The sequence below is a fragment of the Pseudomonas thermotolerans DSM 14292 genome (genome assembly GCF_000364625.1).
Taxonomy (GTDB): domain Bacteria; phylum Pseudomonadota; class Gammaproteobacteria; order Pseudomonadales; family Pseudomonadaceae; genus Aquipseudomonas; species Aquipseudomonas thermotolerans.
Window position 1 is genome coordinate 1 of record NZ_KB822605.1, and the last position, 12,199, is coordinate 12,199.

The 12,199-nt window shown below is 66.5% G+C and carries 12 protein-coding genes and 1 pseudogene; 6 read left to right on the forward strand and 7 right to left on the reverse strand.

Going from position 1 to position 12,199, the window contains the following annotated elements:
* From H165_RS18440 to glcD, 6 genes are all read right to left on the reverse strand, one after another.
* Nucleotides 1-280, reverse strand: a 280-nt coding sequence (locus H165_RS18440) for an L-lactate permease (RefSeq protein ID WP_017938181.1), incomplete at its 3' end; no start/stop codon positions are given.
* 190 nt (nt 281-470) lie between these two features.
* A complete protein-coding gene (locus H165_RS0106885; RefSeq protein ID WP_017938182.1) occupies nt 471-2,648 on the reverse strand; it encodes a malate synthase G in 2,178 nt (725 codons plus the stop codon).
* Nucleotides 2,649-2,768: 120 nt separating this feature from the next.
* On the reverse strand, nt 2,769-3,167 hold the full coding sequence (locus tag H165_RS0106890; RefSeq protein ID WP_017938183.1) for a heme-binding protein: 399 nt from the start codon (nt 3,165-3,167) through the stop codon (nt 2,769-2,771).
* A gap of 90 nt (nt 3,168-3,257) precedes the next feature.
* Nucleotides 3,258-4,475 carry a glycolate oxidase subunit GlcF gene (glcF, locus tag H165_RS0106895; protein ID WP_017938184.1) on the reverse strand — a complete coding sequence of 406 codons (1,218 nt, stop codon included), beginning with the start codon at nt 4,473-4,475 and terminating at the stop codon, nt 3,258-3,260.
* Nucleotides 4,476-4,483: 8 nt separating this feature from the next.
* The gene (gene glcE, locus H165_RS0106900) at nt 4,484-5,536 is read right to left on the reverse strand and encodes a glycolate oxidase subunit GlcE (protein WP_017938185.1); all 1,053 of its coding nucleotides are present in this window, start codon (nt 5,534-5,536) and stop codon (nt 4,484-4,486) included.
* A complete protein-coding gene (gene glcD, locus H165_RS0106905; protein ID WP_017938186.1) occupies nt 5,536-7,035 on the reverse strand; it encodes a glycolate oxidase subunit GlcD in 1,500 nt (499 codons plus the stop codon). Before glcD ends, glcE begins: the two co-directional genes overlap by 1 nt.
* Before the next feature lie 263 nt (nt 7,036-7,298).
* Between glcD and glcC the strand changes: the two genes are divergently transcribed.
* The 5 genes and pseudogenes from glcC to H165_RS0106930 all read left to right on the forward strand — a co-directional run bounded on the left by glcC (nt 7,299) and on the right by H165_RS0106930 (nt 10,509).
* A complete protein-coding gene (gene glcC / locus H165_RS0106910) occupies nt 7,299-8,072 on the forward strand; it encodes a transcriptional regulator GlcC (protein WP_017938187.1) in 774 nt (257 codons plus the stop codon).
* 158 nt (nt 8,073-8,230) lie between these two features.
* The gene (locus H165_RS0106915) at nt 8,231-8,461 is read left to right on the forward strand and encodes a hypothetical protein (RefSeq protein WP_017938188.1); all 231 of its coding nucleotides are present in this window, start codon (nt 8,231-8,233) and stop codon (nt 8,459-8,461) included.
* A 13-nt stretch (nt 8,462-8,474) separates the two neighbouring features.
* Nucleotides 8,475-8,768, forward strand: a pseudogene (locus H165_RS19745) (GFA family protein); the annotation flags it as partial.
* 168 nt (nt 8,769-8,936) lie between these two features.
* The gene (locus tag H165_RS19750; protein WP_026146421.1) at nt 8,937-9,416 is read left to right on the forward strand and encodes a VOC family protein; all 480 of its coding nucleotides are present in this window, start codon (nt 8,937-8,939) and stop codon (nt 9,414-9,416) included.
* A 553-nt stretch (nt 9,417-9,969) separates the two neighbouring features.
* Nucleotides 9,970-10,509 carry a GNAT family N-acetyltransferase gene (locus tag H165_RS0106930; RefSeq protein ID WP_017938191.1) on the forward strand — a complete coding sequence of 180 codons (540 nt, stop codon included), beginning with the start codon at nt 9,970-9,972 and terminating at the stop codon, nt 10,507-10,509.
* Nucleotides 10,510-10,582: 73 nt separating this feature from the next.
* On the opposite strand, the gene H165_RS0106935 is transcribed toward H165_RS0106930, so the two are convergent.
* Nucleotides 10,583-11,533, reverse strand: a complete 951-nt coding sequence (locus tag H165_RS0106935) for an alpha/beta hydrolase (protein WP_040640597.1) — start codon at nt 11,531-11,533, stop codon at nt 10,583-10,585.
* A 108-nt stretch (nt 11,534-11,641) separates the two neighbouring features.
* Between H165_RS0106935 and H165_RS0106940 the strand changes: the two genes are divergently transcribed.
* A complete protein-coding gene (locus H165_RS0106940; RefSeq protein WP_017938193.1) occupies nt 11,642-12,193 on the forward strand; it encodes a TetR/AcrR family transcriptional regulator in 552 nt (183 codons plus the stop codon).
* The last annotated feature ends 6 nt before the right edge of the window (nt 12,194-12,199 follow it).

The window sequence follows — 12,199 nt, forward strand, 5'->3', positions numbered from 1 at the left end:
TCAGCTTGTAGAGGAACACTGCGGCGACGATGATCCAGGCGATCGGCCAGAGGCCATAGGCGAAGCCGTAGGCGGCGGAGGCGAAGGCCATGTCGGCGGGCATGCCGTAGACGAAGATGGCGACCAGCAACGACAGCGCCAGGGTGATGGTGCCGGCGACGTGGCCTTTGAGACGGAGAACCGCAAGAGCAAGGAAGAAGAAGACGATCGGCACGAGGGCCGCAAGTGCCGACAGGCCGAGGCTGCCGAGGGGAGTGTAGAGCTGCTGCCAGGTATCCATGGGGTTGTCCCTTATTCTTGTGGATGTGGTTTCTTGTTGTGTTCTAGCGAGCCGGCCAGGGTGTCTGGCGGATCGGAGAGCAGCGGGGGAGGCAGTCGGGTGGACATGGGCTGTTCCTCTTGTGGTGTGATGAAAGGGATTCAGCAGTTACGGAAAAGCCCCGGTGCGGGTTGCGCACCGGGGCTTGGGGTCAGGCTTCCTGCTTGAAGCGCAGGCGCCAGGCATGCAGCAGCGGCTCGGTGTAGCCGCTGGGTTGCTCGCGGCCCTTGAAGACCAGATCGCTGGCGGCCCGGAACGCATGGGAGCGCTCGAAGTCCGGGGCCATCGGCCGGTAGGCCGGATCGCCGGCGTTCTGGCTGTCCACCACCTTGGCCATGCGCTGCAGGGTCTCGCGGACCTGGGCCTCGCCGACCACGCCATGGTGCAGCCAGTTGGCGATGTGCTGGGCGGAGATGCGCAGGGTGGCACGGTCTTCCATCAGGCCGACGTTGTGGATGTCCGGCACCTTGGAGCAGCCGACGCCCTGTTCGACCCAGCGCACCACGTAGCCGAGGATGCCCTGGCAGTTGTTGTCGAGCTCCTGCTGGATCTCCTCGGCGCTCCAGTTGCGCTCGGCGGCCACCGGCACGCTGAGCAGGTCGTTGAGCAGGCTGTCGCGCTGGCTGGCCAGGTCGACCTGTTCCAGCTCGCGCTGCACGGCCTGGACGTCGACCTGGTGATAGTGCAGGGCGTGCAGGGTGGCGGCGGTCGGCGAGGGCACCCAGGCGGTGTTGGCGCCGGCCTTGGGATGACCGATCTTCTGCTCCAGCATGGCGGCCATCATGTCCGGCATGGCCCACATGCCCTTGCCGATCTGCGCCCGGCCGCGCAGGCCGCAGGCCAGGCCGACCAGCACGTTGTTGCGCTCGTAGGCCTGGATCCACGTGGTGCTCTTCATGTCCCCCTTGCGCAGCATGGCGCCGGCCTCCATGGCGGTGTGCATCTCGTCGCCGGTGCGATCGAGGAAGCCGGTGTTGATGAAGGCCACGCGGTCCTTGGCGGCGGCGATGCAGGCCTTGAGGTTGACGCTGGTGCGCCGCTCCTCGTCCATGATGCCCATCTTCAGGGTGTGGCGCGGCAGGCCGAGGAGGTCCTCGACGCGGCCGAACAGCTCGTCGGCGAAGGCCACTTCCTTGGGACCGTGCATCTTCGGCTTGACGATGTACACGCTGCCGGTGCGCGAGTTGCCGCGGCGCTGGAGGTCGTGCAGGGCGATGGTGCTGGTGACCACGGCGTCGAGAATGCCTTCCGGAATCTCGTTGCCTTCGCCGTCCAGGATGGTGGGGTTGGTCATCAGGTGACCGACGTTTCGCACGAACAGCAGGGAGCGGCCGTGCAGGGTCAGCGCCGAGCCGTCAGCGGCGGTGTAGGTGCGGTCCGGGTTCAGACGGCGGACGATGGTCTTTCCGCCTTTCTCCAGGGTTTCCTCCAGGTCGCCCTTCATCAGGCCCAGCCAGTTGCGGTAGACGACGATCTTGTCGTCGGCGTCCACGGCGGCCACCGAGTCCTCGCAGTCCATGATGGTGGTCAGCGCGGCTTCCACCACCACGTCCTTCACCCCGGCGGCGTCGCTGCTGCCGATGGTGCTGGTGCGGTCGATCTGGATCTCGAAGTGCAGGCCGTTGTTCTTCAGCAGCACGGCGCTGGGGGCCGCGGCGTCGCCCTGGTAGGCGATGAACTTCTCCGGCTGGGCCAGGCCGGTGGTGCTGCCATTCTGCAAGGCCACCACCAGCTGGCCGCCTTCCACGCGGTAGGCGGTCGCCTCGGCGTGGCTGCCGCTGGCCAGGGGCGCGGCCTGGTCGAGGAAGTTGCGGGCGAAGGCGATCACCCGGGCACCACGCACCGGGTTGTAGCCCTGGCCTTTCTCGGCGCCGTCGTCCTCGGGGATGGCGTCGGTGCCGTACAGGGCGTCGTACAGCGAGCCCCAGCGGGCGTTGGCGGCGTTCAGCGCATAGCGGGCGTTCATCACCGGCACCACCAGCTGCGGGCCAGCCTGCACTGCGATCTCGCTGTCCACGTTGCTGGTGCCGACCTGTACCTGCTCCGGCTGCGGCAGCAGATAGCCGATGGATTCCAGGAAGGCGCGGTAGGCAGCCATGTCCTTGATGGGGCCGGGGTTGGCGCGGTGCCAGGCGTCCAGCTCGCTCTGCAGGCGGTCGCGCTCGGCCAGCAGCTCGCGGTTGCGCGGCGCCAGGTCATGCACCAGGGCATCGAATCCCGTCCAGAAGGCATCGGCGGCAATGCCGGTGCCCGGCAGCACTTCCTCTTCGATGAAGCGCTTGAAATGGCTGGCTACTTGCAGGCGTTGGCAGTTTACGCGCTCGGTCATTCTTTTCTTCTCCTGCTTCGTTGTGCCCTTCTTCGCGGGTAAGAGGGCCAGGGGAGGGATCGTGGTCCCTGTTCCGACAAACTCATCCGGCGGCGGCCGAGGTCGCCGCCGCGTTCAGCCTCAGAGCGCGGCGATGCCGGCCTTGGCCACCTGGGCGTCCTGCTCGGCCTTGACCCCGGAGACGCCCACCGCACCGATCACCTGGCCGTCGACCAGCACCGGCACGCCACCTTCCAGAGCGGTGACGATGGGCGCGGTGACGAAGGCGGTGCGGCCGCCGTTGACCATGTCTTCGTAGCCCTTGGTCTCGCGGCGGCCGAGGGCGGCGCTGCGGGCCTTCTCGGTGGCGATGTAGGCGCCGATCGGCGCGCAGCCGTCGAGACGTTCGAGGGCCAGGGGATGACCGCCGTCGTCGACCACCACGATGGCCACCGGCCAGCTGTTCTTCTCGGCCTCGGCGCGGGCGGCGGCGAGGATGCGGGTGACTTCGCTCTGGGTCAGGACTGCTTTCTGTTGCATGGCTTTACTCCGGTTGATTCGTGGCCGTGCCGGGACTTGCGTGTCCCGGCGCGGCGGTTGTCCGTGTCGCTCTGGGTAAAGAGGACGGGTTCAGTTGATGGCTTCTTCCACCAGTTCGATCCAGTGGCGAACCGGGGTCCGTCCGGCGCCGTCGAGGTGGGTCTGGCAGCCGATGTTGGCGGTGACGATGACTTCGGGCTTGCCGCTTTCCAGGGCATCCAGCTTGCGGTCGCGCAGCTGCCTGGAGAGCTCCGGCTGGGTCAGCGAGTAAGTGCCCGCCGAGCCGCAGCACAGGTGGCTGTCCGGCACGCTGGTGAGGTCGAAGCCGAGGCGCTTGAGCACATCCTCCACCGCGCCGCCGAGCTTCTGGGCGTGCTGCAGGGTGCAGGGGCAGTGGAAGGCCAGGCGCTTGTCGCCGCGGATGCCGAGCCGTTCCAGCGGCTCCTTGCGCAGCACCTCGACCAGGTCCAGGGCCAGTTCGCTGACCCGCTTGGCCTTGGCCGCGTACTGCGGGTCGTTCTCCAGCATGTGGCCGTAGTCGCGGACGAAGGCGCCGCAACCGCTGGCAGTCTGCACGATGGCCTCGGCACCGGCCTCGATGGCCGGCCACCAGGCGTCGATGTTGCGACGGGCGCGCTCCAGCCCCTGTTCCTGGGCGTTCAGGTGGTAGTCCACAGCGCCGCAGCAGCCGGCCTGCGGGGCGGCGATCACGCTGATGCCCAGGCGGTCGAGGACGCGCGCGGCGGCGGCGTTGGTGTTTGGCGACAGGGACGGCTGCACGCAGCCTTCCAGCATCAGCACGCGGCGAGCATGGCGCGGCTCGGGACGCGGCTTGGCCGGGTGCGGCTGGCGTGGCAGCTTGTTCTGCAGGTTTTCCGGCAGCAGCGGGCGGAACACCTGGCCGGCGCGGGTCAGCGCCTTGAACAGCTTGGGTCGCGGCACCACGGCGCGCAGACCACTGCGCAGCATGCGCTCGCCGAGGGGGCGCGGCACGTACTCCTCGACCACCGCGCGGCCGATGTCCAGCAGGTTGTGGTAGTCCACGCCGGACGGGCAGGTGGTCTCGCAGTTGCGGCAGCTCAGGCAGCGGTCCAGGTGCAGCTGGGTCTTGGCGGTGACTTCCTGGCCTTCGAGAACCTGCTTGATCAGGTAGATGCGTCCGCGCGGGCCGTCCAGCTCGTCACCCAGCAGCTGGTAGGTGGGGCAGGTGGCGGTGCAGAAGCCGCAATGCACGCAGGCGCGCAGGATACGTTCAGCCTCTTCGGCGCGGGGCAGGCGCTTGGCTTGTTCGCTCAGATTGGTTTGCATGGCTGTTCTCAGACTTCCGCGTACATGCGACCGGGGTTGAAGATGCCCTGGGGGTCGAGTTGGCGCTTGAGACTCTGGTGGTAGCGCAGCAGGGCCGCGGGCAACGGGTGGAAGGAGTCGTCGCCGGGCGCGTAGCGGGTGGCATGGCCGCCGACTGCGCTCACCACGCGGCGGATGGTCTCGGCGTCGGCCTCGGACTTCAGCCAGCGCTGCGCGCCGCCCCAGTCGATCAGTTGCTCGCCGGGCAGCTCCAGCGGCGGGGTGTTGTTGGGCAGCGACAGCCGCCACAGCGGCGCCGGGTTGGCGAAGAACGCCAGGCGCTGCTCGCGCAGGTCCTGCCAGAAGCCGTTGTCGAGGTGCTCGCCACCGAGACGTTGGCGGGCGGCCTGCACCGAGCCTTCACCACCTTCCAGGCGCAGGTGCAGGGCCTGGCCGTCGTAGCAGGCGGCGCTGATCGGCATCGGCTGCTGGCCCCAGATGGCCAGCTCGCGCAGGGCCTCGGCCACGCCCAGTTCCAGGCTTAGGCTGACGCACTGACGCGGCTTGGGCAGCACCTTGAGGGACACCTCGGTGATCAGCCCCAGGCAGCCGAAGCTGCCGGCCAGCAGGCGCGACAGGTCATAGCCGGCGACGTTCTTCATCACCTCGCCACCGAAGCGCAGCAGCTTGCCGTGGCCGGTGATCACCCGAGTGCCGAGGACGAAGTCGCGCACCGAGCCGGCCCAGGGGCGGCGCGGGCCGGACAGGCCGCTGGCGACCATGCCGCCCAGGGTGGCGCCGTCGCCTAGGTGCGGCGGCTCGCAGGGCAGCATCTGCCCGGCGGCGTCGAGGACTTCCTCGATTTCCTTCAGCGGGGTGCCGGCGCGGGCGGTGAGCACCAGCTCGGTGGGGTCGTAGCTGACGATGCCGTGGTGGATGCGGGTGTCCAGCACCTCGCCGTTCAGCGGACGGCCGAGAAGGCTCTTGGTGTTGCCGCCCTGGATGCGCAGGGCGACGCCCTCGTTGAGGGCATAGCTGACCTGTTCCAGCAGGGCGGTGCTGGCGTCGTAATCGGCTCGCATCAGAATCGCTCCAGTTCGGGGAAGGGCAACTGCCCGTGGTGCACGTGCATGGCGCCGAATTCGGCACAGCGGTGCAGGGTCGGGATGTTCTTGCCGGGGTTGAGCAGGCGCTGCGGGTCGAAGGCCGCTTTCACCGCGTGGAACAGGGTGATTTCGTCGCTGTTGAACTGGGCGCACATCTGGTTGATCTTCTCGCGGCCCACGCCGTGCTCGCCGGTGATGCTGCCGCCGACTTCCACGCAGAGCTCGAGGATCTTGCCGCCGATGGCCTCGGCGCGTTCCAGCTCGCCGGGGACGTTGGCATCGAAGAGGATCAGCGGGTGCATGTTGCCGTCGCCGGCGTGGAACACGTTGGCCACCCGCAGGCCGAACTCTTCGGAGAGCTTGGCGATGCCGTTGAGCACGCGCGGCAGCTCGCGGCGCGGGATGGTGCCATCCATGCAGTAGTAGTCCGGGGAGATGCGGCCGACCGCCGGGAAGGCGTTCTTGCGGCCGGCCCAGAAGCGCGCCCGCTCGGCCTCGTCGCGGGCCAGGCGCACGTCGGTGGCGCCGGCGGCCTTGAGCACCGCCTCCACCCGTGCGCAGTCTTCCTGCACGTCGGCCTCCACGCCGTCCAGCTCGCAGAGCAGGATGGCCGCGGCATCCACCGGGTAGCCGGCGTGGATGAAGTCCTCGGCGGCGCGAATCGACAGATTGTCCATCATCTCCAGACCGCCGGGGATGATGCCCGCGGCGATGATGTCGCCCACCGCGCGGCCGGCCTTCTCCACCGAGTCGAAGGCGGCCAGCAGCACCTTGGCCACCTGCGGCTTGGGCAACAGCTTGACGGTCACCTCGGTGACCACCCCGAGCATGCCTTCGGAGCCGGTGAACAGCGCCAGCAGGTCGAAGCCAGGAGCATCCAGAGCGTCGCTGCCGAGGGTGATGCGCTCGCCCTCGATGGTGAGAATGTCCACCTTCAGCAGGTTGTGGACGGTCAGGCCGTACTTCAGGCAGTGCACGCCGCCGGCGTTTTCCGCCACGTTGCCGCCGATGGAGCAGGCGATCTGCGAGGAAGGGTCCGGGGCGTAATAAAGATCGTAGGGCGCTGCGGCCTGGGAGATGGCCAGGTTGCGTACGCCGGGCTGGACGCGGGCGAAGCGGCCCGCGGGGTTCACCTCGAGGATGCGGTTGAAGCGCGCCATCACCAGCAGAATGCCCTGTTCCAGGGGCAGGGCGCCGCCGGACAGGCCGGTACCGGCGCCGCGGGCGACCACCGGCACGTTGCGGGCGTGACAGAGCTTGAGCAGGGTCTCGACCTGCTCGATGCGCTCCGGCAGAACTACCAGCATCGGCATGGTGCGATAGGCGGAAAGCCCGTCGCATTCGTAGGGTTTCAGGTCTTCCTGGCTGTGCAGGATTTCCAGATCGGGCAGTGCCTCGCGCAGTTCCGCGAGCAGGGCGGCCTTGTCCACCTTGGGCAGGGCACCATCGAGGCGTTCGTCGTAAAGAATGTTCATGCGGGCTCTGGGTCGCGTTTTCGTGGTCCTCGGAACCGGCCCACTGCCGCTTGGCAGGAGGCGCTGGCCGGGCTCGTCGAGCTTCAGGCGGAATCAGGTTGGCCTCTTGGAGTGAACCTCGTCCACTTACTACATGACTGGTCGGACCAGTTTTTTAGGCGCAACCTTGAGTCACAGCCTGTAATTACGGGAGTTTATGGAGTAGTGTGTGTCCAGGTTTTTCACTTGTCCTACCACTGGTCCGACCAGTTAGCGAGGCTTTGATGGACAGCGCTACTACACAGCAGAAACGCCGGGTCGCCGACGAGGTGGCAGAGCGCATCGAGCGCCTGATCGTCGACGGAGTACTCAAGGTAGGCCAGGCTCTGCCTTCCGAACGGCGCCTGGTGGAGAAGCTCGGCTGCTCGCGCTCGGCGCTGCGTGAGGGCCTGCGCATCCTGCGTGGGCGCGGAATCGTGGATACCGAGCAGGGCCGGGGCTCCTTCGTTGCCGACCTGAATCGTGGCAACGACATCACGCCGCTGATGCACCTGTTCAGCTCGCAGCCACGCACCCTCTACGACCTGCTGGAGGTGCGTGCGCTGCTGGAAGGGGAGTCGGCGCGCCTGGCGGCGATACGCGCTACCGACGTCGACCTGCTGATGATCAAGCGCCGCTACGAGGACATGCTGGCCGCCTACGACGAGCCGCAGCCCCTGGATCCCCGCGAGCATGCGCGGCGCGACCACGCCTTCCACCGGGCGATCAGCGAGGCCTCCCACAACCCGGTGCTGGTCCACACCCTGCAGTCGCTGAGCGAGCTGATGCTGAGCACGGTGTTCGCCTCGGTGAACAACCTCTACCACCGTCCCGCCCAGAAGCGGCAGATCGACCGCCAGCACACCCGGCTCTACCACGCGGTGATCGAACGCCTGCCCGAACAGGCCCAGCGTGCCGCCCGCGAGCACATCAACAGCATCCGTGACAACCTGCGCGAGATCGAGCAGGAGGAACAGCGTCTGGTGCGCGCCACCATGCGTCTGGAGGGCTGGCAGTAGCTGGCTGGGCCGAGGAGGAGGGGAGTAGTACCCCTGGTCCGCCCCTGCAGCCTGGCCAAAAAATCGCCTGTCAGGCTGAACCGCTGACGGCTTCCCCGCTCAAACCATCAAAAGGGCAGCCCTTCGGGCATGCCTTCACTACTGCAAGGGAGGACCTCATGGCGAAGTGGCTCATCACCTTCAGCAAGGACAACGCGACGGATACCCTGGAGATCCACTCCGACCACAAGCCGAGCATGGAGGAGGCGGTGGTCCATGTACGGCAGTGGGCCGACCAGCATCTGGAGCGGGGTGATTTCGGCGACCGCGAGGACCGGCTCAGCGACGAGCCGGCGGTGGAACTGCTGCATCTGTACGGCATCACTATCACTGGCATTGCCAAGATCTGACCGGGGCAGAGCGATGCGGCTTTTCACCGGCGGTTGCCTGTGCGGCGCCGTGCGCATCCAGGCTACAGGCCGACCCTACCGGGTGGGGCTGTGCCACTGTCTGGATTGCCGCAAGCACCACGGCGCCCTGTTCTCCGCTTCGGCGATTTTTCCGCAGGACGCAGTGAGCATCGCAGGTGAAACCCGCAACTACGCCGGCCGCGCCTTCTGCCCGCGCTGCGGCTCATCCGTGTTCGCCCGCACCGGCGACGAAGTCGAGGTGCACCTGGGCGCGCTGGATGCCCCTGATCAGCTGCTGCCCACCTACGAAAGCTGGATCATCCGCCGGGAGTCCTGGCTGCCGGCGTTTCCGCTGGCCAGGCACTACCCGCGCGACAGGGCGGGCAAAGGGAGGACCGAGGATTGGCCTCCTGGCGATGCTTCAGCAGACGACCGGCCAAGCCTTTTCAGCAGATTCAGCAGAGGAGGACTCGCAATGACCAGCAAGAACACCATCTGTCTCTGGTACGACGGCACCGCCCTGGAGGCGGCGCAGTTCTATGCCCGGACCTTTCCGGACAGCTCGATTGGCAGGGTCATCCATGCACCGGCCGACTATCCGGCAGGCAAGGAAGGCGATGTGATTCTGGTCGAGTTCAACGTGGCCGGCATTCCCTGCATCGGACTGAACGGCGGGCCGGCATTCAGTCATAACGAGGCGTTTTCCTTCCAGATCGCCACGGAAGACCAGGAGGAAACCGACCGCCTGTGGAACGCCATCATCAGCAACGGCGGCCAGGAAAGCGAGTGCGGCTGGTGCAAGGACAAATGGGGCATTTCCTGGCAGATCACCCCGCGGGTGCTCAGCGAGGCACTGGCCAACCCGGATCGTGCTGCCGCACGCCGAGCCTTCGAAGCCATGCTGACCATGCGCAAGATCGACGTGGCGAAGATCGAGGCAGCGCTGAAGGGCTGAAATCGGTTTACGGACGGATGATGGCTTTGCAGTTGCTGGTGGTTGCGGTTGATGAAGCAGCCCGAGATCAGAGAGACGCGAGGCTACGGGATGAGAGGCGCAGCCACGCCGGCTGACGAGGAGGACGACAGGCTGGCTTGGCGTATATACAATTTAACATAATATACATTATGCGAACTTTTGGGTTGCAGGATGTAGGTGAAGCCCAGCAGCATTTTTCGTCTGCAACACCGGCTTGGCGGACTTTTCTTTTATCCCAGGTTGCATTCAATGGTCACGCGCGCCAGAGAGCGCTCCGACCACCTCGGCTGACGATGGAACGCGCCGCGGAATTCCACGGCCAGAAAAAACCGGCCGCCGTATCGCGTGGATCGTGAGGCTCTTGGCCTGATCATCGAAGTGATCGTGATCCTCATGCACATACCGAGCTTCGAGCCGGCCTCGAGCAGCCAGTAAGGGCGCCTGCGCCATTCTCCCGGCTTCCGCCGGAGGGCTCTCGCCTGGGTCGGAAATGGCAGGCAAGATAGAGACTTTCCCCAGCAGAGGTCGCTTCATGTCCAGCATCCCGCCCGCCGAGCCGCCCCGCATCCGCTGGATCGAGAAGCTCAAGGACGGCAGCCATGTGCTGATCCGGCCGCTGCTGCCGGAGGACCGGGAGCGCGAGGCGGAATTCATCTCCAACCTGTCCCCGGAGGCGCGCTATTTCCGTTTCTTCCGCGCCTTCCAGGAACCCTCCCCCGGGCTGCTCGACTTCCTGATGAACCTGGACTACCGCAACACTATGGCCTTCGTGGCCCTGGTCCACCGCAACGGCCGGATAATCGAGGTAGGAATCGCCCGATACGGGGCCACGGCGCCGGACAGCTGCGAGTGCGCGGTGGTGGTGGCCGACGACTGGCGCCGCAAGGGCCTGGCCAGCCTGCTGATCCGCCATCTGCTCGACTACGCGCGCAGCCAGGGCTTCGCCCAGATGTACTCGGTGGATGCGCCGACCAACCGTGCCGTCCAGTCCCTGGCCAGCTACCTGGGCTCGGAATGCCGCCGCGACCCGGACGACCCCGGGCAACTGATCCACAGCATGAAGCTGCGCTAGCCAGAGCCCTCGCTCCGCCAGGCCAGTCGCCCGTTTCAGCCGCCCTGCCCATCCGCCATCGGCAATGCGTCAGCTAGGCAACACTCTGCTCCCGCCGCACTTCCCGGATCAGATTCAGGCTGCGCAGAAACTCCAGCTGCTTGCCAATCACCTCGCTGAACACCGGCTCGAAGTAGGGTTCGAAATGGTTGGCCTTGACCCTTTCCACCCGGATGCAGGGATTGTTCACCGCGCGGATCGCCGACTCCACGAAGGGCGCGACGGTATCCTCGCTGGCCTCCAGCAGCAGTGTGGGAACCCTGATTTCCTTCAGGCGCTTGAAGGGCCGATAGGGTCCCATGGTCAGCAGGGAACGCGCCGCGACGCGGTTGTCGTACCTGCGCTGCAGGCTGCGCTCGGCCAGCACCAGCGCCTTGTGGGCGTCATCCCTGTCCATCGAGGAAAAGGCCCCGGGCTCGCTGACCACCGGGATATAAATCGGCTTGCCCGGCTTGAACAGATCAGCCAGGCAGTAGAGGGCGAAGCGCAGCAGACGGAGGGGCGGCACGGCCCGCACCGTGGCGATGCCATCCAGCATGGGCACCTGGGCGATCACCCCGGCCAGCTCGGGGTGATCCGCAGCCAGCTCCACCGCATGGCCGCCGCCGAACGAGGAACCCCAGATCACCACCTTGAGGGGATCGACGCCCGGCTGAGACTTCAGGAAGGCCAGTGCCGCATCGGCATCGCGCAGGCGCTGGCGGGCCGAGATGGTCTGCCGAGGTAGTCCGGCGCTTTCCCCCCAGCCACGGTAGTCGAAGGTCATGACCACGAACCCGGCACGGGTGAACTCTTCGTAGAAAGGCACCGTCAGGGCGTTCTGGATGCCGCCCCAGCCATGCACCATGAGAATGGCCGGACGTTCCCCCTGGCAGGGGCTCGCCGGCCAATGCAGGGTTGCCGCGCACCAGACACCCTGTGAGTAGAAGCCTGTCCGTTCGCTGCGGCAGGTGAGGTCTTCGGGGCTATGTCTGAGCTTTTCCATGGCGTGGCTCCGCGGGCAGAATTATCTTGTTCGGCATTCAAGAATCTCTAAGCTAACACTCCTGAACACGCTTCAAGATTGGCCTGAACGACCCAGGGAGCCGGCAGCATGGCCAAGAACAAACGCGACATAGATCCGCAGATCAAAAAGCAGGAACTGGAAGAGACCGCGGCCCGCCTGTTCCTCAGCTGTGGCTACGAGGCCACCTCCATGGGGCGGATCGCCGCAGAGCTGGGCGTCGCTCCCAACACTCTGTATTGGTACTACGGCAGCAAGGACGAGCTGCTGGTCGGCGTGCTCAATCGCCTGCTCGCCGAGAGCCTCCGGCAGCTGCCCGCCATCATGGGGCTGCACCCCAGGGAGCAGATGGACTGGGCGCTACGGCAGTTCGAAAAGAGCCGGCCGCTGGTCAATACGGTGCACGGCCGACTGAGTCAGTCTACGGTGATCCGAGACTGGCATGAGCGCTTTCACCAGGGCATGGAGGCTGCAGTGGTCCACGTCCTGCAAGCCAGGGGTATCAGCCACGAGCGGGCGCGGACACTGGCCACGGTGGCGACCTTTCTGGTGGAAGGGCTCCTGGCTCATCCCCACAGTGAGCGGCAAAGGGACGACATTCTCGACTGGTTTGCCCGCTGCGCCCTTGCAGAGCAGCCCTGATCCCGA

Excerpts from the sequence above, each read along its gene's own strand:
- H165_RS0106885 (WP_017938182.1), bottom strand. The coding sequence starts at position 2,648 with ATGACCGAGCGCGTAAACTGCCAACGCCTGCAAGTAGCCAGCCATTTC.
- H165_RS0106890 (WP_017938183.1), bottom strand. The coding sequence starts at position 3,167 with ATGCAACAGAAAGCAGTCCTGACCCAGAGCGAAGTCACCCGCATCCTC.
- glcF (WP_017938184.1), bottom strand. The coding sequence starts at position 4,475 with ATGCAAACCAATCTGAGCGAACAAGCCAAGCGCCTGCCCCGCGCCGAA.
- glcE (WP_017938185.1), bottom strand. The coding sequence starts at position 5,536 with ATGCGAGCCGATTACGACGCCAGCACCGCCCTGCTGGAACAGGTCAGC.
- glcD (WP_017938186.1), bottom strand. The coding sequence starts at position 7,035 with ATGAACATTCTTTACGACGAACGCCTCGATGGTGCCCTGCCCAAGGTG.
- glcC (WP_017938187.1), top strand. The coding sequence starts at position 7,299 with ATGGACAGCGCTACTACACAGCAGAAACGCCGGGTCGCCGACGAGGTG.
- H165_RS0106915 (WP_017938188.1), top strand. The coding sequence starts at position 8,231 with ATGGCGAAGTGGCTCATCACCTTCAGCAAGGACAACGCGACGGATACC.
- H165_RS19750 (WP_026146421.1), top strand. The coding sequence starts at position 8,937 with ATGACCAGCAAGAACACCATCTGTCTCTGGTACGACGGCACCGCCCTG.
- H165_RS0106930 (WP_017938191.1), top strand. The coding sequence starts at position 9,970 with ATGTCCAGCATCCCGCCCGCCGAGCCGCCCCGCATCCGCTGGATCGAG.
- H165_RS0106935 (WP_040640597.1), bottom strand. The coding sequence starts at position 11,533 with ATGGAAAAGCTCAGACATAGCCCCGAAGACCTCACCTGCCGCAGCGAA.
- H165_RS0106940 (WP_017938193.1), top strand. The coding sequence starts at position 11,642 with ATGGCCAAGAACAAACGCGACATAGATCCGCAGATCAAAAAGCAGGAA.